21 protein-coding genes and 1 pseudogene are annotated in these 23,461 nt (G+C 66.4%); 8 read left to right on the top strand and 14 right to left on the bottom strand.

What is annotated here, in order from left to right:
• From JOF47_RS02555 to JOF47_RS21750, 8 genes are all read right to left on the bottom strand, one after another.
• Positions 1 to 975 carry an ABC transporter permease gene (locus JOF47_RS02555; protein ID WP_209995756.1) on the bottom strand — a complete coding sequence of 325 codons (975 nt, stop codon included), beginning with the start codon at positions 973 to 975 and terminating at the stop codon, positions 1 to 3.
• On the bottom strand, positions 972 to 1,895 hold the full coding sequence (locus JOF47_RS02550) for an ABC transporter permease (protein ID WP_209995755.1): 924 nt from the start codon (positions 1,893 to 1,895) through the stop codon (positions 972 to 974). Before JOF47_RS02550 ends, JOF47_RS02555 begins: the two co-directional genes overlap by 4 nt.
• A 105-nt stretch (positions 1,896 to 2,000) precedes the next feature.
• Positions 2,001 to 3,593, bottom strand: coding sequence for a peptide ABC transporter substrate-binding protein (locus JOF47_RS02545; RefSeq protein ID WP_209995754.1), 1,593 nt, complete (start codon positions 3,591 to 3,593; stop codon positions 2,001 to 2,003).
• A 231-nt stretch (positions 3,594 to 3,824) separates the two neighbouring features.
• Entirely contained in the window at positions 3,825 to 5,051 is a 1,227-nt protein-coding gene (locus JOF47_RS02540; RefSeq protein WP_209995753.1) for an ROK family protein, read from the bottom strand.
• A gap of 444 nt (positions 5,052 to 5,495) precedes the next feature.
• Positions 5,496 to 6,428, bottom strand: a complete 933-nt coding sequence (locus JOF47_RS02535) for an aminoglycoside phosphotransferase family protein (protein ID WP_209995752.1) — start codon at positions 6,426 to 6,428, stop codon at positions 5,496 to 5,498.
• Positions 6,425 to 6,826, bottom strand: a complete 402-nt coding sequence (locus JOF47_RS02530; protein WP_209995751.1) for a VOC family protein — start codon at positions 6,824 to 6,826, stop codon at positions 6,425 to 6,427. The genes JOF47_RS02535 and JOF47_RS02530 overlap by 4 nt, the downstream gene beginning before the upstream one ends.
• Complete coding sequence (locus tag JOF47_RS02525; RefSeq protein WP_209995750.1) at positions 6,823 to 7,188, bottom strand: ArsR/SmtB family transcription factor; 366 nt, start codon at positions 7,186 to 7,188, stop codon at positions 6,823 to 6,825. The genes JOF47_RS02530 and JOF47_RS02525 overlap by 4 nt, the downstream gene beginning before the upstream one ends.
• A gap of 86 nt (positions 7,189 to 7,274) precedes the next feature.
• Positions 7,275 to 7,979 carry a hypothetical protein gene (locus JOF47_RS21750; RefSeq protein WP_245357012.1) on the bottom strand — a complete coding sequence of 235 codons (705 nt, stop codon included), beginning with the start codon at positions 7,977 to 7,979 and terminating at the stop codon, positions 7,275 to 7,277.
• 114 nt (positions 7,980 to 8,093) lie between these two features.
• On the opposite strand from JOF47_RS21750, the pseudogene JOF47_RS22265 reads away from it, so the two are divergent.
• A pseudogene (locus JOF47_RS22265) lies at positions 8,094 to 8,831 on the top strand (DUF222 domain-containing protein); the annotation flags it as partial.
• A 414-nt stretch (positions 8,832 to 9,245) separates the two neighbouring features.
• Here the strand turns inward: JOF47_RS22265 and gatB are convergent.
• From gatB to JOF47_RS02495, 5 genes are all read right to left on the bottom strand, one after another.
• Complete coding sequence (gatB, locus tag JOF47_RS02515; RefSeq protein ID WP_377738348.1) at positions 9,246 to 10,760, bottom strand: Asp-tRNA(Asn)/Glu-tRNA(Gln) amidotransferase subunit GatB; 1,515 nt, start codon at positions 10,758 to 10,760, stop codon at positions 9,246 to 9,248.
• A gap of 1 nt (position 10,761) precedes the next feature.
• Positions 10,762 to 12,309, bottom strand: a complete 1,548-nt coding sequence (gene gatA / locus JOF47_RS02510) for an Asp-tRNA(Asn)/Glu-tRNA(Gln) amidotransferase subunit GatA (protein WP_209995749.1) — start codon at positions 12,307 to 12,309, stop codon at positions 10,762 to 10,764.
• Between the two features lie 3 nt (positions 12,310 to 12,312).
• Positions 12,313 to 12,609: an Asp-tRNA(Asn)/Glu-tRNA(Gln) amidotransferase subunit GatC gene (gatC, locus tag JOF47_RS02505; protein WP_209995748.1), complete on the bottom strand. Its 297-nt coding sequence runs from the start codon at positions 12,607 to 12,609 to the stop codon at positions 12,313 to 12,315.
• Between the two features lie 175 nt (positions 12,610 to 12,784).
• Positions 12,785 to 13,396 carry a maltokinase N-terminal cap-like domain-containing protein gene (locus tag JOF47_RS02500; RefSeq protein ID WP_209995747.1) on the bottom strand — a complete coding sequence of 204 codons (612 nt, stop codon included), beginning with the start codon at positions 13,394 to 13,396 and terminating at the stop codon, positions 12,785 to 12,787.
• A gap of 213 nt (positions 13,397 to 13,609) precedes the next feature.
• Entirely contained in the window at positions 13,610 to 14,134 is a 525-nt protein-coding gene (locus JOF47_RS02495) for a GNAT family N-acetyltransferase (RefSeq protein WP_209995746.1), read from the bottom strand.
• 225 nt (positions 14,135 to 14,359) lie between these two features.
• Between JOF47_RS02495 and JOF47_RS02490 the strand changes: the two genes are divergently transcribed.
• The 7 genes from JOF47_RS02490 (at position 14,360) to JOF47_RS02460 (ending at position 22,254) form a co-directional block, all read left to right on the top strand.
• Positions 14,360 to 15,511, top strand: coding sequence for an ROK family transcriptional regulator (locus JOF47_RS02490; RefSeq protein WP_245356224.1), 1,152 nt, complete (start codon positions 14,360 to 14,362; stop codon positions 15,509 to 15,511).
• 76 nt (positions 15,512 to 15,587) lie between these two features.
• A complete protein-coding gene (locus JOF47_RS02485; protein ID WP_209995745.1) occupies positions 15,588 to 16,976 on the top strand; it encodes an extracellular solute-binding protein in 1,389 nt (462 codons plus the stop codon).
• A 100-nt stretch (positions 16,977 to 17,076) separates the two neighbouring features.
• Entirely contained in the window at positions 17,077 to 18,051 is a 975-nt protein-coding gene (locus JOF47_RS02480; protein WP_209995744.1) for a carbohydrate ABC transporter permease, read from the top strand.
• A gap of 1 nt (position 18,052) precedes the next feature.
• Positions 18,053 to 18,892, top strand: coding sequence for a carbohydrate ABC transporter permease (locus JOF47_RS02475; protein WP_209995743.1), 840 nt, complete (start codon positions 18,053 to 18,055; stop codon positions 18,890 to 18,892).
• On the top strand, positions 18,892 to 20,403 hold the full coding sequence (locus JOF47_RS02470; protein ID WP_209995742.1) for a glycoside hydrolase family 3 N-terminal domain-containing protein: 1,512 nt from the start codon (positions 18,892 to 18,894) through the stop codon (positions 20,401 to 20,403). The genes JOF47_RS02475 and JOF47_RS02470 overlap by 1 nt, the downstream gene beginning before the upstream one ends.
• Complete coding sequence (locus JOF47_RS02465) at positions 20,400 to 21,443, top strand: ROK family protein (protein ID WP_209995740.1); 1,044 nt, start codon at positions 20,400 to 20,402, stop codon at positions 21,441 to 21,443. The genes JOF47_RS02470 and JOF47_RS02465 overlap by 4 nt, the downstream gene beginning before the upstream one ends.
• Positions 21,444 to 21,462: 19 nt before the next feature.
• On the top strand, positions 21,463 to 22,254 hold the full coding sequence (locus tag JOF47_RS02460; RefSeq protein WP_209995738.1) for a glucosamine-6-phosphate deaminase: 792 nt from the start codon (positions 21,463 to 21,465) through the stop codon (positions 22,252 to 22,254).
• A gap of 101 nt (positions 22,255 to 22,355) precedes the next feature.
• Here JOF47_RS02460 and JOF47_RS02455 read toward each other — a convergent pair whose 3' ends face one another.
• The gene (locus JOF47_RS02455) at positions 22,356 to 23,255 is read right to left on the bottom strand and encodes an inositol monophosphatase family protein (protein WP_209995737.1); all 900 of its coding nucleotides are present in this window, start codon (positions 23,253 to 23,255) and stop codon (positions 22,356 to 22,358) included.
• Positions 23,256 to 23,461 lie beyond the last annotated feature (206 nt).

Genomic DNA, 23,461 nt, shown 5'->3' with positions numbered 1-23,461 from the left:
TTATTTGCCTTTCGGGTCGAACTCATCGCGCAGCGCCTCGCCAAAGAGCACGAAGCCAAGCACGGTGATGGTCAGGAAAATCGCGGGGAAGACCAGCAGGTGCGGGGCCGCGGAAATGTATTCGCGGGCCGCGGCCAGCTGCAGGCCCCAGGACACCGACGGCGGGGTCAGCCCGATGCCGATGAACGTGAGTCCCGCCTCGGCGGAGATCACCCCGCCGATGCCCAGGGTCTGGAGCACCAGCAGCGGGGTCAGCGAGTTGGGGATGATGTGGGTCTTGATGATCCGCCCGTGGCCCGCACCCAGGAGCTTGGAGGCCTGGACGTATTCGCGGTTGCGGACCTCCAGGACCGAGGAGCGCATGAAGCGGACGCCGCCGGCCCAGCTGAAGAGGGCCAGGGCGAAGATGACGGTCCACACGGTCCGCTCGCTGAACAGCTGCAGGACCACGATCGCGGCCAGGATGAACGGCAGGCCGAACGCCATGTCGCAAGCGCGGGAAATGATGGTGTCGACCCAGCCGCCGAAGTATCCGGCCAGCGAGCCGAGCAGTGCGGAGATCACGAAGGAGATCGCGGTGACCACGATGCCGACCAGGATCGAGGCGCGGGCGCCGAAGATGACGTTGGTGTAGTAGTCGCAGCCCTGGATGTCGACGCCGAAGATGTGCTCGGCGCTCGGGGCCTGGTTGGTGTTCATGATGTCGCAGTTCGCGTTCGGGTCCGCGCCGAAGCCGGCGAACAACTGCGGGAACGCGGCCATGAGCAGCATGAGCGCCACGATGGACCCGGAGATCAGGAAGCGGGGCTTGAGCCAGATCGGTCCGCGGTTGATTTTCTTGGCAACCCGGCGCGGGCCGACCGGCACCGGGGCAACCGGGGCCTTCAGGCCGGCCGGGGCCGTGATCGGGTTGGTCGGTGCCAGCGGGTCCGCAGCGGTGTCCGCGCCGGGATTGGTCTGTGTACTTTGGCTCATATCCGTACCCTCGGGTCAATGATGCCGTAGAGCAGGTCCACGAGCAGGTTGAAGACTAGGTACACCAGCACGAGCATCGTGGCGATGCCCACCACAACGGTGCCCTCCTTGTTGTTGATGGCCGTGACCATCAGTCCCCCGATGCCGGGGATGTTGAAGATCGCCTCGATCAGCACGGCGCCGCCGAGCATGCCGGCCAGGCTCAGGCCCAGGTAGGTGACCACCGGGATCATCGCGTTGCGCAACGCGTGTCCCCAGATGACCCGGTTCGGGGAGAGGCCCTTGGCGCGGGCGGTGCGCAGGTATTCGGCACGCAGCACGTCCACCAGGGAGGTGCGGGTCAGCCGGGCCAGCCCGGCCGAGGCCTCGACGGCCATGACCAGTGCCGGGAGGATGAACGCCATCGGCCATCCCGCACGGATGCCGGCGGGGTCGACCCAGCCCAGCTGCACACCGAAGACGGTCTGTGCACCCAGGGCGATCACGAAGCCGGGGATGCCCAGGAAGATCACGGTGAAGACCAGGGCGAAGTGGTCCCCGGCGCGGCCGTGGCGCAGGCCGCCGTAGACGCCGATGGCCAGGCCGATGGCCAGCTTCAGCACCCAGGCGGTCATCGCCAGCGCGAAGGTGGTGGGGAGGCGTTCGAGGATGAGCCCCAGGATGGGGCGCCCGAAGAAGTCGATGCCGAAGTTCCCCTGGATCAGGCCGAGCATGTAGTTGCCGTACTGGACCAGGAAGGGGTCATCGAGGTGGTAGGCCAGGCGGATCTGGGCGACCGTGGATTCGGGCAGCGGCCGGGCCCCGGTCAGTGCCGCGACGGGGTCCCCGGGCATCAAGAATGTGAGTGCAAAGATGATGAACGTGGCGCCGATGACGACCGGTATCATCTGCAGGATTCGGCGTACTGTGTAGCCAAGCATGCGACTGCTTCCTTTCGCGGCCATCCGGCCGCATCTGTTCTGAATCGGGGGTGCACCGTCGAGTCATCGTCGGCGCACCCCAGTCAGCGCAAGTGTTGTGCTTGTTTAGCAGCCGTATCCGGCGCGGTAGAACTGCAGGTCGCCCTGCGAATCGTTCATCGCGGCGCACTTGGAGCGAAGTCCGAAGTCGGTCGGAATGAACAGCGGGATCGAAGGCATGTCCTTCATGATCAGGGCCTCGGCGTCGGCGTACAGTCCAGCCGACTTGGCCTCGTCCTGCTCGCCACGGGCTGCGACCATCAGCTTGTCAACGGCCGGGTTCGAGTAGCCGGTGGTGACGTTGCCGTCGCCGCCGGTTTCGTACTGGCTCAGGTACTGGTCCGGGCTCTTGTAGGACCAACCCCACAGGCCGAAGACCGCGCCTTCAAGCTTCTTGCCGTTGCGTCGCGCTTCCAGCTCGGTGCCCATCATCGGCTTGAGCTGGACCTTGATGCCCAGGTTGTCCTGGATCTGCTTGGAGATGACCTGGACCAACTGCTGATCGGAGGTCGAGTTGTGCTCGATGATCAGCGTGCCGTCGAAGCCGCCGGCCTTCTCCAGGAGCGCCTTGGCACCGGCAGCGTCAAAGGTGCAGGAGTCACAGGAACCCTTCTTGTAGGAATCCAGCGACGGCGGAACCAGCGAGTCGGAGGACGTTGCGTAGCCCTGCAGCAGCGAGGTCGCGATGGCCTCGCGGTCGATCGACATCGAGATCGCCTTGCGCAGGTCCGGGTTCTCAAGTCCCTTGACGTAGCCCGGGATCTGCAGCGTGTACTGCTTGGAGCCGGTCTTGACCTCGTAGAGGGATTCCTCGCCCAGCTGGCTCTTCGCCTTGGAGACCATGGTGGCCGGGACGTTGCGGATCATGTCCAGGTTGCCGGCGGTCATGTCGGTGTATGCGGCGTCGACAGCGGTGTAGATCTGGCCGACGAGCTTGTCGGCGCCACCGGAGAACCCTGCCGCACCCTTGAAGCCGTCCCACTTTTCCAGGACAACTTCAACGTTGTGGTTCCAGGAAGCGAACTGGTACGGGCCGTTGGAGATCGGGTTGGCTTCGTACCCCTTGGGATCGCTGAAGGCCTGTTCGGGAAGCGGGCAGAGGGCCGAGGTGCTCAAAAGTTTCGGGAAGTCGGCGTTTGCCGCGGTGAGGGTGACCTCAAGGTTGTTCTCGTCGATGACCTTCACGCCGGACAGCTTGTCGGCCTTCGGCGTGGAACCGTCGGTGGGGTTCAGGTCCTTGTAGCCGACGAAGGTTGCGAAGTAGCCGTTGCCCTGCCAGGCGTTGGAGCCGGTGGCGGTCTTGTTCCACGCATCGGCGAAGGAGTTTGCGGTGACCGGGGCGCCGTCCTGGAACGTCCAGTCGTCCTGCAACTGGATCTTCCAGGTCTTGGCGTCCGTGCTGGTGACGGACTTGGCGGCCAGCGGTTCCAGCGTCTGGGTCTCCGTGTTGACTTCCATCAGGTTTGCGCAGGTGGCCATGGCGACCTGGCTTCCCGGATCCTCGTGCGGGACCAGCGACTTCGGCTCGGTGAGCTGGAATGAAAGCTTCTTTTCACCCTCGGCACCGGCGTTGTTTCCAGTTCCTGCAGCGCAACCACTGGCTGCCAACATGAACGCCGCCGAAGCTGCTGCTACTGCCAACATCTTCTTCTTTGACATGATGCTCCTCCCGTACAAATGATCCGTGTATCCCGCCGAACGGTCGGCGGTGTAAGCGAGGTAACCACAGCCTGTGATTGCCCTCACTACTTTTTTTACGCTCTAAAATAAACCAGATGCGGCTGGGCCTGTCAAAATTTTTCGAAAGATTCACGCGTTGCTCATTCGCATTGCAGTGGCTTCAGGTGGCCGACTAGGCCCTTTCCTGCAGCGGCAGATCGGCTCCTCCCCCTAGGAGAGGGAGCCTTCACCCTCGCCAAAACCGAGCACGCCCAGCGGATCGGCTAGCAGGGCATCGACCAATGTTGCCCCGGCAAAGAGCGACAGGGAAAATACGTGATCCGAGGACAGCACCACGCGTCCCGCGGCGCCATGTCCGGCATGCGCATACTTGCCGACCTCGGCGATCAGCGAACCGAAGAATGCAGGTGTTTCTGCGGGAGTGCCTGCCACCACGAGCAGCTCCGGATCGTGGATGTCCAACAGCGAACTCGCGGCGCGACCTACGTACCGGTTTCGCTGTTCAAGGATCTCGATGGCCGCGGCGCCACCCGCCGAGGCCAACGCCAGGACCTCATCGATGTTCCTGGCGGGCAGTCCGTGTTCGATGGCAGTTCGAGTCACCGCGTCATCCGAGGCCATGACCGCCAGGCAACCCGTGCGGCCGCACGGGCATTCCCGCGGCTCATCACTGACGCGCAGGTGGGCAATTTGACCTGCAGTCTGGCTAAACCCGGAACGAATACGTCCACTGTCGACCATTACCGATCCGATGTCGGCGGTGATGACCATCAAAACGAAGTCATCGGTGCGTCGCCCGTTCCCGTAAAGCAGCTCGGATTGCGCGGCCGCACGCGCATTGTTGTCGAGGATCACCGGCGAGGGCAGCCTGCCGCGCAATAAGTCCATAACCCGCACATTTTGCCATCCGGCACTCGGGTTGTCCACGATAATGCCGGCTTCGCGGTCCACGATGCCACCCGTGGCAATGCCCGTACCCAGGATGGTGCAGGTGCCGGCATAGGTGTCGACCAAATTCTCGGCGGCAGCCACCACCAAGTCGATGGACTCCCCCGGTCCCATCCCGGCATGGGGCACCAGGACCGCCGCGCGCTCCTTGCCGTCCAGGCCCATGAGAACCACGCCCGTGGTGCGCGGACCCAGGTGGATTCCCAGGACCGCACTCGAGCGGTGATCCACTTGCAGTGGCACCCGCGGACGGCCTTGCCCTCCCACGGGCGAGGGCAGCGCCTCCAGGAGGTTGTCATTGATCAACACGGAGGTGATGTTCGTGACCGACGCAGCACTCAGGCCGAGTTGGGCGGCGATCTCGGATCTGAAGGTCCCCGGATGATGGAAGACGTGCTTCATGACGGCGGCGGTGTTCAGCCGCCGCAGGTCGTCTCCCCGATGGCCGCGTCCATTGCGCAGGCCGACCGCTTGATCGCGTTCAAGCATGTCCACCCCTCGTTCATTCCCTGTCCTCCGAGCCGGGGCTCGGTGCCGTACTCGACGTAATTTTCATGTCCGGCAATCGGCCGCAGCCGGTAATGCGCAAAGGATACCCGCGCCCGGCCAACAGATTTTTTCTGCCCGAAGTTTCGATGGCGAAACTTCGCCGCCGTGCACCACCAGAGACGGCGATTCCCGGAAACAACGTGTCCACGGTACAACGCTTGACGCCACCTGGCGCAAAGGCCACGAATCCCGCGGGCCGGTCGGCCTACGGTCCGCCCCGGAAGACCGCGGGAACCGTCTACGTCAAGCCATGATTTGCCGATCGAAAGCTAGACACTACCCAGTCGAGGCGCATTAGGTGAAATCACCGCGGTTTGTGACCCCGCACCAACCATCCCGTCATTCACCATGAGCCGCACCGGACCCGGCTTCCCCGGCGGCTTCTCATTCGTCTCGAAGCAGTTGCCCGATTCCGTGCACCCCGACGGCATGCAGCGGATCAGCCTCGGGCAACGCCGCCATCAACGACGCGTAGTTCACCGCCCAGGCCCTGGCCCGCACCCAGGTTCCCGGCGAGTACAGGGCATGGTCGGCCAGCGCGCCCCGGAAGGCCTCCCGGCCGGCATCGGTGAAGTGCAACCAGCAAACAGCAAGGTCGCTGGCGGGATCCCCGGCCGTCAGGTCGCCGAAGTCGATCACGGCCCGCAGCCCGATCGGGGCATGCCCGGCGCCGTCCTGGTCCCCGGGGCCGACGACCACGTTGTGCGGGTGCGGGTCCCCGTGGACCCACAGGCGCGGGCCGCGATGCTCGGCCGCGGCGATCCCTTCATCCCACAGCGCAAGCAACCCGTCGCGAGCCTCAAGGACCGAGGCCTCCAGCCTCCCGCGCACTGTTGCATCCCGGCCCTTGAGCGGCACGCCGCGCACCGGGTTCTTCGGGGCGTCGGCCGGGGCCGGGACGTGCAGCGCCCGGAAAAACGCGGCAAGCCGGACCGCGTAGCCATCGCGCTCCTGCGGGGAAACCGTTGCCGCGCTCCTGCCCTCGAACCACGGCATGATTGCCCAGTGGTACGGGTAGCCCTCCCCCGGCTTGCCGCCGCGGACAGGCACCGGGATCGGGACGGGCAGCCGCGGCGCCAGGAACGGCAGCCAGCGCAACTCGTTGAGCAACAGCGAGTTCGCGCCGGCACGCCTCGGCAACCGCACGGCCAAATCCGGGCCCAGCCGGTAGACGGCGTTGTCCCATCCATCGTCGACGAACCCCAACCCGCGCCCGGCGAGATCCGGGTGCCGGGCGGACAGCAGGGCGCGGACCAGCTCCTCATCGATACCCACATCCGCATCGGGCTTGGGTCCGGCAGGGTGCGTCGCGTTCATTCGCCCGGGGTCTGCGCCATCGCGGCGATCTGGATCAGGTTCCCGCAGGTGTCATCGAACACCGCGGTTGTCACGGGCCCCATGGCCGTCGGCGGCTGGGTGAAGACCACGCCAAGGCCCGTCAGCCGCTCGTATTCCGCGTTCACGTCGGATACGGCGAAGGAGGTATAGGGGATGCCGTCCGCCACCAGTGCGTCACGGAACGGCCCCACCGCGGGGTGGTTTGCCGGTTCCAGCACCAGCTCCACCCCGTCCGGGGCCTCCGGGGAGACGACCGTCAGCCAAGAGAACTCGCCCATCGGAATGTCGGTCTTCTTCTCGAAGCCCAGCTTGTTGGTGTAGAACTCAAGCCCCTTGGCCTGGTCATCAACGAAAATGCTGGCGAGGTGGATTTTCATGGTTTCGTCCTTTCCGACGAGGATGCAATCTGTTTGTCCGGCCCTCCGGCACGGCCCGAACCGCCGTCGGGTGAAGCCGGCTGGCCCGCCGGCGACCGCTGCGGCCACCTGCGGGAAATTTCCTGTAGTGGGGATGTGTCAAGGTAGTGCAGCTTGTAGCGGCCCGAGCGTTCGCTGTGCAGCAGCCCCGCGCCCTCAAGCACCGCAAGATGTTGGGAAATCGCCTGGCGGGTCGGCGTGATTCCGTGCTTCGCGGCCAACCTGGCGCAAATCTCGAACAGCGTTTGCCCGTCCCTGTCCACCAGCTCGTCAAGGATGCGGGCCCGTGTCGGGTCGGCGAGCGCCTTCAGCAGCAATTCCACACCCCCATTAAGGCAAGTCTCCACTTGCCTGTCAATACCAAAGCCCATGGGCCTTCCGGTTGTCCACATTCCCGCACCCGTCGAATTCACTGCGCATCAATCCGTCGCACCCTTGTTCCATGCAAACGAACGCATTCATCTCGGCGGTTGCCGGCAACGACAACACCCCGGGGCACAAGGTAACCCCGGAGGATGAACTGCGCGCCTACGCGGCGGCACTGCGGATCGCCGCTTCCTTGGGCCCGCGGATCGCCAAGGGCACGTCGTCGCCCACCCGTGCAGGCTACTTCGCGCTGCTGGCGGAGCAGGCCCAGCGGACAGCGGCCTACGCGCAGATCCTTGCTGCCGATCTTGCCCAACGCACGCTCGTCCATGAGCTGCCCGCGGCGCAGCTGAACGAATTGCGCACCCTGGCCACGGACCCGGACGACTACATCAGCGGCGCCAGGCAATTGCCCGACGATCCCCGCACCGTTCCCTCCGGACGCCCGACGTTCAAGAACACCGTCGACTTCATGCAAAACGCGTTCCACCTTCCGTTCTTCGAGGCGCGCGACCGAATGCAATCGGCCGCCAACCTGCTGCCGCACACGGACGTCAACGGCGTCGCGCAGCAGCCAAGATTCCCCAAGCTTGCCGGCGAACTCGCCTCGGGCAACATCTCCCCCAAGGAAATCAGCTCCGCAGCGAAGAAACTTGATGCGCTTGGCCCTCACATCAACCAGCAGCCGGATCCGGTCACCCTGTCCACCGAATTGGAGGAACAGGTTCTCGAATCTGTCCGCACCCACGATCCCCGAACGACCCAGCGACTCCTCAGCACCATCCAGAGCACTCTGGAACAGGACATCACCGAGCCCTCCGAGGAAGTCCTCCGCTCAAGGCTCGGGTTGTTCTATCGCGGGATGAACTCCGGCACCGTGGAATTCCTCCTGCGGACCCTGCCCGGCGATGCCGAATTCATTCTCTCGCTCTGCGCCCAAACCGATAACCCCCGCACAAAGGCCGGAGACCGCGACGCCCTGCTCCGACAATCCCCGTTTGGCGGTTCACCTCGGAGCTCGTCGGTTCCCGACATTGATTCAGGTGCATCCTCCGCCCATGGCACCAACTGCGGTTCCGAATCCACACCGGCAACCGCAACCCGCACCACTTTTCCGGATTTCCTGCTGGCCACGTCGGCTTCCCACGACAAACCCCTGGCCACTCCCGAGGAACTTGCCGCGATCACGCTCGGAAACGAGTCAGGGCAGCCCACGCCGCAACCGGCAACGTCGACGCCCATGTCGGACCCGTTCGAGGTCCTCAACCAAAGTGCACCGGGGGCCGACGGACTCACTCCCCCACAGCGCCACCTGCAGGGTCTGCTCAACCTCCTGAAATCCAACGGCCGGGCCAGCAACCCGAAGAAGCCGACGGGCCTTCCGTCACCGGACATGGTCATCATCGCCACCTTGGCCGAGCTCGAGGCACGTGCCAGCACCAGCGGCATCACCAGGCACGGCCAGCAGCTGAGCCCCGCGGAATTGAGGCAAAACCTCTGCAATTGCCGTGCCATTCCCATCGTCATGAACGGCAAGAGCCAGATCCTGGACCTGGGGCGCTCGGAAAGGTACTTCCCCGACTACATGCGCCAGGCGATCCTCGCCCGGGACGGCGGGTGCGTTGTTCCGGGGTGCACGGTGCCGCCCGAACACTGCGAAATCCACCATCTCAAACCCTGGGAGCTCGGCGGACTGACCCGCGTTGAGGACGGAACACCCACGTGCAGCGGGCACCACCATGGGGTCCACACAGGCCTGATCGAAATTGTCCACAACGACGACGGCCTGCCGGCGGCCATCCTGCCCACGTTCATGGACCCGGAACACAAGCCGCGGCGCAACACCTACTGGAACCCCCCAGCCTGCCTTCACCGCGCCAACGCTCTTCTGAGTCACGGCCGCACCCTGCAAATACGATGTGCACCGGCACCGCAACGCCACAAAACCGCAAAGCAAGAGGCCCCGGTTCCTCCCACTGGGAAAGGAACCGGGGCCTCACGGCGTCGGAAGGTGTTAGCCCTCGATGCCGAGTTTCTCAAGCACGAGCTCGCGCACGCGGCCGGCGTCGGCCTGCCCGCGGGTGGCCTTCATGACCGGGCCCATCAGCGCGCCAATGGCCTGCAGCTTGCCGGCTTGCACCTTGGCAACCACGTCCGGCATGGCTTCCATGGCGGCGTCGATCGCGGCACCCAGTGCCGAATCGTCGTTGACGACGGCCAGCGAACGCGCCGCGACAACCTCGGAGGGCGTGCCCTCGCCGGCAACCACGAACTCGAGCACCTGGCGGGCGATCTTGTCGTTGATCTTCTTGCCCTCGATCAGCGAGTTCAGCTCGACGATCGTGGCAGGGGTGACGCCCAGGTCCAGGATCTCGACGTCGGCGTTCTTGGCCAGGCGTGCGATCTCGCCCATCCACCACTTGCGGGCCACGGCCGCGGTGGTGCCCGCGGCGATGGTCTCCTCGATGGCTTCGGTGACGCCGGCGTTGACGACGTCGCGGAACTCGGCATCCGAGTAGCCCCAGTCGGCCTTCAGGCGCTTGCGGCGCTCGGCCGGCGGCTCCGGCAGGCGGGCTCGCAGCTCTTCGACCCATTCGACCGTGGTGATGATCGGCACTAGGTCCGGCTCCGGGAAGTAGCGGTAGTCGTCGGCGTCGGACTTCGGGCGGCCCGAGGTCGTCGTGCGGGTGTCCTCGTGCCAGTGACGGGTCTCCTGCACGATCGCGGCACCCGAATTCAGCACCGCCGCGTGGCGCTCGATCTCGAAACGCACCGCGTGCTCGACGGCACGCAGCGAGTTCACGTTCTTGGTCTCGGTACGGGTGCCGAACTTATCCGCGCCCTTGAGCATCAGCGAGACGTTGGCGTCGCAACGCACGTTGCCGCGCTCCATCTTCGCGTCGGACACGTCGAGGGACTTCACGATTTCGCGGATCGCCGCGACGTAGGCCTTGGCCAACTCGGGAGCGCGCTTGCCGGCACCCTCGATGGTCTTGGTGACGATCTCGACCAGCGGCACGCCGGAGCGGTTGTAGTCGACCAGCGAGAAGTCTGCACCCTGGATGCGGCCGGTGGCCCCGCCCATGTGGGTGAGCTTGCCGGCGTCCTCCTCCATGTGCGCGCGCTCGATCTCGACGCGGAAGACCTCGCCGTCCTCCAGCTCGATGTCCAGCCAGCCGTCGTAGGCGATCGGGTCGTCGTACTGGGAGGTCTGGAAGTTCTTCGGGGTGTCCGGGTAGAAGTAGTTCTTCCGGGCGAAGCCGCAGCGCTCGGCGATCTTGCAGTTCAGCGCCAGGCCGATCAGGATCGCGTATTCCACGGCGGTCTTGTTGACCACCGGCAGTACGCCGGGCAGGCCCAGGCAGACCGGTGTCACGTTGGTGTTCGGCGTATCGCCGAACACGTTCGGTGCCGCGGAGAACATCTTGGTCTTGGTGTTCAGCTCGACGTGGACCTCGAAGCCCAGCACCGGATCGTACTTTTCCAGCGCGACGTCGAAGTCGACGAGTTCATCGGTGTGCATGGCCATCTTAGGCAATCCCTCCAGTGGTGGCGGCGGACAGTTCGGGGGCCTGGTCGATCAACCGGCCGCCCCACTTGTCTTCCAGCAGCTTCTCAAGTGCCGCACCGGCACGGTACAGGCGGGCATCCTCGCGGGCCGGGGCCAGGAACTGGATGCCTACCGGAAGGCCCTCGGACAGGCCGCCCGGGACGGTGATGCCCGGGACGCCGGCCATGTTCGCCGGGATGGTGGCAACGTCGTTGAGGTACATCGCCAGCGGATCGCCGGTCTTCGAGCCCAGCTCGAAGGCGACGGTCGGGCTGGTCGGGGAGATCAGCACGTCGGCGAGCTCGAACGCGGCGTCGAAGTCGCGCTGGATCAGCGTGCGGACCTTCTGGGCCGAGCCGTAGTAGGCGTCGTAGTAGCCGGCGCTCAGCGCGTAGGTGCCCAGGATGATGCGGCGCTTGACCTCTTCGCCGAAGCCCGCGGCACGGGTTGCACCCATGACGCGTTCGATCGTGAGCGGGCCCTCCGTGGGAAGCACGCGGGTGCCGAAGCGCACGCCGTCGAACTTGGCCAGATTGGAGGAGACCTCCGAGGGCATGATCAGGTAGTAGGCGCCCAGCGCGTACTTGAAGTTCGGGCAGGAAACCTCGACGATTTCCGCTCCGGCGGCGCGCAGCGCCTCCAGCGACTCGTCGAAGCGTGCCTGCACGCCCGGCTCGTAGCCTTCGCCCTGCAGTTCCTTGATGACGCCGACGCGCACGCCGGTCATGTCGCCGGAGGCGCCCAGCTCGGCGGAGGCAACCAGCGCCGGAACCGGTTCGTTCAGCGACGTCGAGTCGGCCGGGTCGTGCCCGCCGATCAGCTCGTGCAGGTACGCGGAGTCCAGCACGGTCCGGGTGACCGGGCCGATCTGGTCCAGCGAAGAGGCCATGGCGATCGCGCCGTAGCGCGAGACCCCGCCGTAGGTCGGCTTCACGCCGACGGTGCCGGTGACGGCTCCCGGCTGGCGGATCGAGCCGCCGGTGTCGGTGCCAAGGGCCAGCGGTGCCTCGAACGCGGCGACGGCCGCTGCGGAGCCGCCGCCGGAGCCGCCGGGGATCCGGTTCAGGTCCCACGGGTTGCGGGTCGGGCCGTAGGCGGAGTGCTCGGTGGAGGAACCCATCGCGAACTCGTCAAGGTTGGTCTTGCCCAGCATCGGCAGCTTGGCTTCGCGGATCTTGGTGATCACGGTGGCGTCGTACGGGCTCATCCAGCCTTCGAGCATCTTCGATGCCGCGGTGGTGGGCTGGCCCTTGGTGACGATCAGGTCCTTGACGGCGATCGGCACGCCGGCGAACGGGTGCAGCGCTTCCGCCGCGGCACCGCCTGCGGCACGGATTGCGTCGACCTCTGCGGCAACCGCCAGTGCTTCTTCGCCGTTGACGTGCAGGAAGGCGTGAACGCCCTGTTCTCCCCCGTCAACCTCGGCGATGCGGTCCAGGTGGGCCTGCACGGCCTGCACGCTGGTGATTTCCCCGGCGCGCAGCTTGGCGGCAAGCTCGGTTGCGGAGTAACGAATAATCTCGTTCATGAATTACTCTCCATCCAAAATGGCCGGCACCTTGAAGCGCGTGTCGGTGGAATCCGGCGCGTTCAGCAGCGCTTCCTCGGCGGTGAGCGTCGGACCGACGACGTCCTCGCGGAAGACGTTGAACAGCGCAATCGGGTGGGTGGTGGCCGGAACATCGGCGGACGCGGCTTCGGACACCGACGCGATTGCTTCGACAATGACACCGAGCTCGCCGGTCATCTTGTCCAGCTCGGCATCGCTCATCTCAATGTGGGCCAGGTGCGCCAAGTGCGCAACGTCCTCACGGCTGATGGCAGACATGTATCTCCCTAAGTGGGCGGATGGGGTTTCCCCACTAGTCTAGTACGCCCCGAGGCTCCGAACAGCGCCGGATTTCCGGGTCGATGCGTGATCCCGCCTGCGCATTCACCCGCCGCGCCGCCGGCACGCCCACGGCCGCCCCAACCCGGAAAGCAAACCCCGCCTGCCGCCGCGTCTAGGAAAGTTCGACGACGGCACCTGCAACGATGTTGCCCTCGGCATCGGCCCACGACGCGTTGACCCATGCACACGCTCCCCCGGAGCCCGATCCGCCCGCTTCCGGGCGGCGGATGACCGCAAGCGCCGGTTGCGGCACCTCGCCCCGCACGTCGGTTTGCACGTCGCCCGGTCCGTCGGCCTGCGGCGCAAGCACCACGGCGACCGTGGCATCGAGCGCATTCGAATCGTTTTGGTGCTGCGCCGGCACCTCGCCGGAAATCAAGGCACGCATCTGCCGCTGCCACACAGGGTCGCCTGCGGCGTCGTAGATCCAGCGGGTGCCCAGCACCCCGTGCTCACTGGTGCCCAGCAGGTACTCCTCCGCGCCGGCAAGTTCGGCCCCGCGGTAGCTCAGCGAGACGTGGTAAAGCACCGGATTCCCCTGCCCGGAATCGCGCACCAGGATCATTTCCAGGCCGACCTCGCCGGCCGGATCGTCAAGCCGGAACCCGCCGGCCACGCTGAGCACGGGAGTCCCTCCGCCCTCGAACCAGTCCTGCTTCGGCAGCCAACCGGCCATCAGCTCGCGCTTTGTCGGAACCATTGTCGTTTCGTGGATGACGCTCATGGGGGGCTTCCTTCACTCGGTGGCTGGAACGCAGGGTGCGCACGCCTTCGAGCCTATCCAAATCCAACGTCCGATCCCCCTGGAGCGCACGCGTGTTGCGCAACCGCGGCCCCATTTCCGGTGGTTAAACGACGAGGCTTCCGTGTTCCACCCGCCGAATGGGATGGAACGCGGAAGCCTCGGTTTCAAGTGCAGTGCCGGGCCGGCTCCGGCCTAGAGCGCCAGCGTGTAAACGACCAGGACGATCTCGGTGTTCGGCACGTACCAGTCGCGCTCGGAGGCATGGTGGAATCCGTCGGCCTCGTAGAGGGCGCGGGCCGCAACCCAGTGGCCGCCGGTGGTCAGCGAGACGGTGTGGACGTCCTCGATCTCGCGGGCACGGTCGATCACCGCGTTCAGCAGTGCGCGGCCGGCCCCGGTGCGCTGCACCGCCGGGTCGATGACCAGCATGCGGAACTCGAGTTCGCCTTCCAGCGCGATGTCGGCGTACTCGCTGCCCGGGCGCACCAGGGTGACCGAGCCGATGACAACGCCGTCGCGCTCGGCGACGAGGATCTCGGAGGCCGCGTGACGCGCGGCAACCTGCTGCACGAACTGCAGGTACTCGTGGTCCGGGTCATCGAAGTGGCCCGCGTCCAGGTAGGAGTCGACGGTGATCCGCGCAATGTGCGGGTAGTCGGCCTCCACGGCGGGACGGATCGTCAGGGTGCTGGCATCGGTGAGGGTTGCTGTAGTCATCACCTTCAAGTGTGACAGCCGGACACTCGCCGGGCCGAAAATTCGCGGCGCTTGTAGCCAAGCTCACGCGCAACGATCCACCCGCCGGCTCCCCCGAAGCTGCGTCGACCCGAAGACGTCCACGTCGAATTTCGCGCAACTTGTCCCACGTCACAATGCGATCGCGGCGGGAAATGGTGGTCCGAACCCTTGCGCATTGTTTGTTAGTACAGTTTACTAACAACCATGAACACCTCACGGGACCCTCTGCGCAGCATGGCATCAGGCGCAGCAGCGCTGCCTTCACACGGCCGCGCACACAACTTGTCCCTTGCATTGCAGACGCTTCATTCAACGGGCCCGATGAGCCGCGCGGACCTTTCGCGCACCCTCGGCCTGACCCGCGTCACGGTATCGGACCTGATCTCCGAACTGCTCGAACGCGGACATGTCATCGAACTCGGCCAGTCCGAGGAAATCCGACCCGGGAAACCCGCTATCATGGTCGATCTAAACCGCCGGGGGCTGCAGATCATCGGTCTGGACCTCGCAGAAAACTCGGTGCTCCGCGCCGCCGTCCTGGACCTGGATGGAAACATCCTGCACCGCGTGGAAACCACCACCGGGGACGAAAAGGGACAGGAAGTCACGCAGCTTGTGCTCGACCTGGCAACCCGGGCCATCGGCCTCGCCACGGCGCCGCTGCTTGGCATCGGCGTCGGCACCCCGGGCATCGTCGACCACGACGGCGTGGTGCTCACCGCGCCCAACCTGGACTGGAAAGACCTTCCGCTGCGTGAACTGCTCGAACAGAGGACCGGGTTGCCCACGCTCGTGGCCAACGACGCGGATGCAGCGGTTCTCGCCGAATTCACCTTCGGGGGCGGCGCAAACGACATGATCCTGGTCAAGGTCGGCCGCGGCGTGGGCTCCGGGCTCATGGTCAACGGCCAGCGCGCCCGCGGGGTTCACTCGGCAGCCGGGGAAATCGGCCACGTCGTGGTCGGCACCGACGGCGGCCTCGAGTGCAAGTGCGGCAAGCGCGGCTGCCTGGAAACCTGGCTGTCGGTCCCCTTCCTCGAACGCGGACTCGCCGCAGCCGCGGCCTTGGAAGACCCCGGCTCCGCCGCCGAAAACGTCCTGCAGATCGCCGGCGAGCGCCTCGCCGTGGCACTGGCGCCCATCGTCGGGGCCCTTGACTTGGCCGAAGTCGTCCTCAGCGGACCGGCACACCTCTTGGAAGGGACCTTGCGCCAAAGCGTTGAAAAAACGCTGGTGGAACGGATGCTTCCGCACAGACCACCCTTGGTGGAAGTCCGCCTCGCCAAGGAACCGCAGGACGTGGTCCTGCGCGGCACCGCGGTCATGGTTCTTTGGAATCAGTTGGGAGTGGCCTGATCCGTTGTAACAAGCACGACCCTTCGCATGGGATTACTCGCAGTAAACCCGTTTCCCCCTTCCGAAAGGATCTCCAATGAAGAAGTACCTTGGGCTTGCGGCCCTCACGACCGCCGCGGCACTCTCCCTGACCGCTTGCGGCGGCAGCGGGGCACCCGCTGCATCCTCCGCGCCGGTTTCCGCCGGTTCCGCGGCGGCCAGTGATCCGGCAGGCAACGCGGACAAGACCATCACCCTGTGGCTGGCGGGCGCCGACACCCCGGAAGAGCTTCGCACATACCTGAAGGACACCTTCAAGACCAAGACAGGCGCCACCCTCAAGATCGAGGAGCAGGGCTGGGGCGATCTGGTCACCAAGATGACCACCGCGCTGCCCGATGCCAACAACACCCCGGACGTCGTGGAAATGGGCAACACCCAGTCCCCGACCTTCACCAACATCGGCGCCTTCCTGGACGTCTCCGACATGTTCGAAGAGCTCGGCGGCGCCAAGCTGATCCCGTCCTTCGTCGAGGCCGGCGCCGTGGACGGCAAGAACTTCACACTCCCCTACTACGCGGGCTCGCGCTACATGTTCCAGCGCGGCGACGTGTGGAAGGAAGCAGGCGTCGAGACCCCCACGACCCTGGACGAGTACAACACCGCGGTGAAGACCATCACCGAGAAGAACCCGCGCGACATCAAGAACTTCTCCGGCTTCTTCCTCGGCGGCCAGGACTGGCGCAACGGCATCTCCTGGATCTTCGCCAACGGCGGCGAACTGGCCAAGAAGGAAGGTGATGCGTGGGCCTCGACCCTCTCGGACCCGAACACCCTCAAGGGCCTGGCGCAGCTGCAGGACCTGTACAAGAGCGCTTCCAAGGCCCCGGCCGACGCCAAGGACGCCACCCCGTGGCTCTACATCAACGATGCCGACCAGATCCTAGACGAAGCGGGCAAGCCGACCGGCAAGACCTCGCTAGCGGCGGCCACCATCATGGCCCCGGGATGGGCCCACTGGTCGATCGGCGACATGGAGAAGGACGCCAAGACCGGCAAGGACGTCCGCACCTGGAACGACAAGAAGTTCTCCGCCTTCGTACTCCCGGGCAACGACGGCAATCCGGCACCGGTTCTGGCCGGCGGATCCAACATCGGCATTTCCGCCAAGTCCCAGAACCCGGAGCTGGCCAAGGAACTGATGCGCATCATCTTCTCCTCGGACTACCAGGACATGCTCGGCAAGAACGGACTGGGCCCGGCAAACTCGGACAACAACGACTCGATGGGTGAGGACCAGTTCGCCAAGGCGGCCATCGCCTCGGCATCGAACTCCAAGCTGACCCCGGCCGCACCGGGTTGGGCAGCGGTCGAATCCTCGCTGAAGCTGGAGGAGTTCTTCGGCAAGATCCGCGACACCGCGGATCTGGAGGCCCTGGCGAAGGAATACGACGCCCAGATCACCCCGATGCTGAACCTGAAGTAGCACTTGTTGATGGCCGGGGCGTGGACTCGCCCCGGCCATCCCTTTTGTGCAGCACCCCCGTACGTCGGCTTCCGCCGAGACGAAAGGCCGTAAGAAGCTCATGCCCACCCACGCCCCGGCGCCGCCGGCGCAGCAACAGCAACCGCAACCGGTTGAACCCGCCAGCGCCAAGATCCCCGTTCCCCTCGTCAAAAAGCGCAGATCCAAGACGCCGCTCTTGTTGATCGCCCCGACGCTGATCATCCTGGTCGCGGCCCTGGGATACCCCGTGGGTTGGCAGGTCTACACCAGCTTTCAGAAATTCGGGCTGAAGCAGCAATTCGGCGCACCTCCCGAATTCGTCGGACTCGAAAACTACACGGCACTGCTGTCCGACCCGAATTTCTGGGTCATCCTGGGCCGTTCCCTGCTCTTCTGCCTGCTCGCCGCCGGCACGACGGTGGTCATCGGCTTCCTCCTGGCGATCCTCATGAAGCGCGTGGGCACCGTGGCCAGGCTGGCCCTGCAGATCTCCATGCTGCTGGCCTGGGCCATGCCCGTGGTCGCGGCCATGACCGTCTGGGTCTGGTTGGTCGACTGGCGCCGCGGCGTGCTGAACTGGCTGCTGACCCGCTTCGGGTTCGACGCCGAGGGCCACAACTGGCTCGCCGAACCGCTCACCTTCTTTGCCATCGCGCTGGTCATCGTCGTGTGGATGTCCGTGCCGTTCGTGGCGCTGAGCATCTACGCGGGCCTGACCCAGATCTCCGAGGAGGTGCTGGAGGCCGCGGCCATGGACGGTGCCACCGGCATGCAGCGCATCCGGTACATCATCATGCCGCTGATCACCCCGGTGCTCTCGATCGTGTTGCTGCTGCAGCTGATCTGGGACCTGCGCGTGTTCACCCAGATCAAGCTGCTGCAGGACGCCGGAGGCGTGGCCAACGAGACCCACCTGCTGGGCACCTACATCTACCAAATGGGCGTCGGCTCCGGCGACTTCGGCGCGGCAAGCGCCGTGTCCATCCTGATGCTCATCATCACCATTGCCATCAGCTGGTACTACGTGCGCTCGCTGATGAAGGAGGAAGACTAGAATGCGGATTAAATCGATCTCGTCCGGCATCTGGACGGCCGTTGCGCTCGCCGTCGCCGTGGCCTGGGCCTTCCCCGTCTACTGGATGTTCAACTCGTCCTTCCTGCCCAACGCGGTGCTGCAGTCGGCCACCCCGACGTTCCTGCCCTTCGGCGGATCGTTCGACAACTTCAAGGCGGTCTTCGCCGACGGCAAGTTCGTCGCCGCGCTGGGCATCTCGCTGAGCGTCACGCTGACCACCGTGGCCGTGGCGCTGTTCGTCGCATTCCTGGGCGCACTGGCGATCAGCCGGTTCAAGTTCAAGGGCCGCAAGTCCTTCATCCTGGCGATGCTGCTGATTCAGATGCTGCCGGCCGAGGGCATGTTCATCGCCCAGTACAAGATGATGAGCTCCGTGGGCCTGCTGAACAACGTGCTGGGCCTGACCCTGCTCTACACCGCCGCGGTCATCCCGTTCACCATCTGGATGCTGCGCGGCTTTGTCGCCGGCGTCCCGGCCGAGCTCGAGGAGGCGGGCATGGTCGACGGCCTCTCCCGCACCCAGGCGTTCATGCGCATCACCTTCCCGCTGCTGGCCCCGGGGCTGGTGGCCTCCGGCGTCTACGCGTTCTTGCAGGCGTGGAACGAATTCACCGTCGCCCTGGTGGTGATGACCGAGGACCAGATGAAGACGCTGCCGCTGTGGCTGCGCGGATTCGTGCAGGCCTCCGCGACCCGCGAAACCGACTGGGGCCTGGTCATGGCCGCCTCCATGATGGTTGCCGTGCCGGTGATCATCTTCTTCATGATCGTGCAGTCCAAGATGTCCTCGGGCCTGGTCGGCGGGGCGGTGAAGGGCTGATGAACCGTTCGATCCCCGCCATCGGATCCGCGGCCGACGCGCTGTCGTCGTCCGTGTCCGTGTCCGTGTCCGCGCCGATGTCCGACGCCGGGCTTCGCGCCCTCGCCGCCGGCACCCTGATGCCCGGCTTCACCGGCACGACGATGCCTGCCTGGATCGGGTCCGCGCTTGGTGCCGGGCTGGGTTCGGTGTGCATCTACGGCACCAACCTCAGCTCCCCGGGACAGCTGGCCGCGCTCATGGGCCGGCTGCGCGCCGCGTCGCCCACCGTCCTGTTGACCCTGGACGAGGAGGGCGGGGACGTCACCCGCCTGCACTACCTCACCGGTTCCAACCAGCCGGGCAACGCGGTGCTCGGGCGCATCAACGACCCCGCGACCACGGCGGCCTCGGCCGCGGCGATCGCCGACGAGCTGGCGGCGCTGGGCTTCAACCTGAACCTCGCCCCCGATGCCGACGTGAACTCCACCCCGGAGAACCCCGTGATCGGGGTGCGCAGCTTCGGCGCCGACGCCGCACTGGTCGCCGAACACACCGCGGCCTGGGTGAGGGGCCTGCAGGAAGCCGGCGTCGCAGCCTGCGCCAAGCACTTCCCCGGCCACGGGGACACCGCCACCGATTCGCACCTTGCGTTGCCGACGATCGACGTGGACCTTGAAACGCTGCGCGACCGCGAGCTCGTGCCCTTCGCCGCGGCCATCGCCGCCGGCGTCGCCAGCATCATGACCAGCCACATCATGGTCCCGGCGCTGGATGCGGAAAACCCCGCGACTTTCTCGCGTATTATCCTGGGCGACCTGCTGCGCGTCCGCCTGGGCTTCGAGGGCGCGATCATCACCGACGCGCTGGACATGGCCGGCGCCTGCGCGATCACCGGGATCGAGGTCGCCGCCGTGCGGGCACTTGCCGCCGGCGCCGACCTGCTCTGCCTGGGCTCGGAAACCTCCGCCGAGCGCTACGAGGGCATACTCGACACGATTGTCGCTGCGGTCCGCGCGGGCGACCTGCCGCTGGAGAGGCTGCGCGATGCCGCACGCCGCACCGCGGAACTGGCCGCCGCCTACCCGCCGGCGACCCCTGCCGGCACCGGGAAGGCACCGGACTCCGCGACCATCACCGCGGCCTTCGGGGTCTCCGATGCCGCCCGCACCTGGCTGGCCGACCCGGCCCTCCCGGCGCTGGTGCAGGTCGACTCCGAGGCGAACATGGCGGTGGGCCACGTTCCGTGGGGCGCCGCCGCGGTCGGCGCCAACACGGACCTCGACGCCGTGGACCGGCATGCGAAGATCTCCCTGGTCGGCCGCGCGCTGGATGCCGGGCACCCGATCTGGCAGCTCGCCGATTCCCTGCGGGCCGGCGGCCGACGGGTCATCGTCGTCGAATGCGGCTGGCCGCGCGGAGGGGCGGACGTTGTCACCTTCGGCGCCTCGCTGACCGTCTCCGCCGCGCTGGCAGGGCTGCTCGCCCCGCAGCGCGCAACCCGCGAATCAACCGCCGGCATGAGTGCATGAGGCTCGGACTGGACATCGGCGGCACCAAGACGGCCGCCGCAATCCTGCACGACGACGGATCGGTGGCCGCCCTGCACACGGCCCCCTCCGGGCACGGCCCGGGCGAGGTCGTCGCGGTGGCTTCGATGCTGGCCAAGGCCGCGATCGCCGAGGTCTCGGCCGCAAGGTTTGCGGTTGCGGGGTTCGCGGCCGCCGGCACCGCCCGCAGCATCGGCCCCGACACCGCCACCGCCACCGCAAGGCCCACACTCACTCGCGGCGACCTGCCGGTCCGTGCCGGGGCGTGCATGCCGGGGCTCGTGGATCCGGCCAGCGGCATGGTCCGCCACGCGGTGAACCTGGGTGTCGACTCCATGGACCTGCGCCGCGGACTTTCCGAGGCGCTGGAGATGGACGTGAGCGTCGAGAACGATGTGAAGGCGGCCGCGCTCGGCGCAGATGCGCTGCTGCGCGCCAGGTCCGGCGCAGCGGATGCGCCCGCCGCCGCGTCTTCGTCTTTCGCGGAGGGCCGCACCCTGGCGTACCTGAACCTCGGCACCGGCCTGGCCGCGGCGGTGGTTCGCGACGGCCAAGTGTTACGCGGCCGTGACGGAATCGTCGGGGAAATCGGCCACCTTCCGGTGGCCGGCGGGACGCGGTGCAAGTGCGGCCAATTCGGCTGTCTGGAGACGCTGGCCTCCGGCTCGGCGCTGGACAGGCTGTGGCGGGTGCCGGGGGGCCGCGGCCTCGATCCCTTTGCCGCCGCGGCGTCCGGGGACCCCGTGGCCGCGCACGCCGCGCAGGTGCTCTGCCACGGGATCGCGATTTCCCTCCAGTTGCTGGTTCTCACCACGGGCGCCGAGCGGATCGTGATCGGAGGCGGACTGTGTGCGTTGGGAAACGCACTGGAGAACGGGATACGCTCGGAGTTGACCCGTGATGCGGCGGCCTCCGACTTCGTCGCATCGTTGGAGCTGGCCGACCGCTTTGAACTGCTGCCCTCCGATGTACCGGTCGCCGCCCTTGGTGCGGCGCTGCTGCCGGCACGAGATCAGCTTTAGCACTAAGGAACACGTTTACATGGAAGTTTTGATCGTCGATACCCCCGAGGAAGCTGCGGCGTTTGCCGCATCGGCAGTGCTCGATGGTTTGCGGGCCTACGGCACGGGGAACCCGGTGCTGGGCCTGGCCACCGGGTCGTCGCCGCTGGGGCTCTATGCCGAACTGGCCGCCGCTGCGCAGCGCGGGGAGGTCGATTTCTCCGCCGCCCGGGGCTTCGCGCTCGATGAGTACGTGGGCCTGGATGACACGCACGAGCAGTCCTACCGCCAGACGCTGATCCGCGAGGTCTGCAACGTGATCGGCCTGCCCGAGTCCGGGCTGAACGTGCCCAACGGCAACGGGGAAACCGTTGCGCAGATCGCCGAGCAGGCAGCCGCCTACGACGAGGCGATCAAGGCCGCCGGCGGGGTCGACGTGCAGATCCTGGGCATCGGCGCCAACGGGCACCTGGGCTTCAACGAGCCGGCCTCCTCGCTGCGCAGCCGCACCCGCATCAAGCGCCTGGCCTCGCAGACCCGCGAGGACAACGCGCGCTTCTTCGACGGCCTGGACCAGGTCCCGACCCACTGCGTGACCCAGGGCCTGGGCACCGTGCAGGAAGCCGGCCGTCTGGTACTCATCGCCACCGGCAGCCACAAGGCCGAGGCGATTGCCGCGGCCGTCGAGGGTCCGCTGTCCGCCTCGTGCCCGGGCTCGGTGCTCCAGCTCCACCCGGATGCCGTGGTGGTGCTCGACGAGGCTGCCGCCTCGCGCCTGAAGAACCGTGCCTACTATGACGATGCCGCCGCGGGACTCCAGTTCGGCATCTAGCACCGCCGGCTCCGGCCCTGGCCGGGACCGGGTGACGGCAAGGAGCCTCTTGCCCACGCTGGATTTCCACCGTGGGCAAGAGGCTCCTTGCATGTCAACGGTTATTCGGCCGCGGGCAGCGCCGTGAAGTCAAAATGCCCGGCGGCCTGCCAACCCGGTTCTCTGGCAGGCCGCAGCACCGGAATTCCGGCCTCCTCGGCGATCAGTGCGCCCGCCGCCCAGTCGAATTCCTGCGTGCCGTACTCCGCATAGGCGTCCAGCGTGCCATCGGCCACCAAACACAGGTCCAGCGCCGCCGATCCCAACCGCCGTACATTCGCGAATCCCGGCATGAGCCCCAACAGCGCGCCCACCTGGAACTGCCGGCGGTCCTCGTCGTAGCCGAAACCTGTGGCCAGCAACCGGCCGGCTTCCTCCTTGTCGCCGCCGTGCAACCGCATCACCGGCCGCGGTTCAGCAGTCGGCTGCCCACCGGCACGGACGCCATGGTTCGATTCGGCCAGCCAGGCCCCGGAGCCTGCCGCGGCATAGTATTCGGTGCCCAGGGCCGGGGCGTTGATGGCCGCAGCCAGCCAGCGCCCGGTCCCCGGAGCTCCATGGTCCGGGCCGTAGACAGCCACCGAGGTGCAGTAATACACAATGCCGCGGACAAAGTTCGCGGTTCCGTCCAGGGGGTCGATTGACCAGCGGTAGCCCGATGGCAACTGCGGGACGGTACGGCCATATTCTTCCCCGGTGATCGAGTCGTTGGGTCGGGCAGCGGCGATGACATCGCGTACAGCAGTTTCCGCCCGCCGGTCAAAGTCGGTCACCCAGTCCCCCGCGGCACTCTTGGTGTCGGCGGCGACCCTGGACCGACCGCGCTCGGCCAGCACCGCAGCACCCGCAGCGGCTGCCTCACGGGCGATTCCGAGCAAGTGGGTCGGCAGGTCCGCGTCTTCGAGCGGCGCCGCCGCCTCCCCGGCATTTGCCGGGTGCAGGTGCTTTGGGTGCTGGTTCATGTGATGCTCCTGGGATCGAAATATTACTTATGCGGATCTGTTTCCTGTTGTGCGGGGGCTGGCCGGCAAGAACAGTGTGTGGAACCCATCGCGCACAGACATGTCGAGCGTACCCATACCGCACTCGATATCGGTGATTCGCGGTAATGGTTCCGGCGCCATGAGTCGCCGGAACCATTCCCCGCGGTCTCTCGCGGTTGGTATCG

The sequence above is a fragment of the Paeniglutamicibacter kerguelensis genome, assembly GCF_017876535.1.
GTDB lineage: Bacteria > Actinomycetota > Actinomycetes > Actinomycetales > Micrococcaceae > Paeniglutamicibacter > Paeniglutamicibacter kerguelensis.
This window is presented reverse-complemented; position numbering and strand designations above follow the sequence as displayed.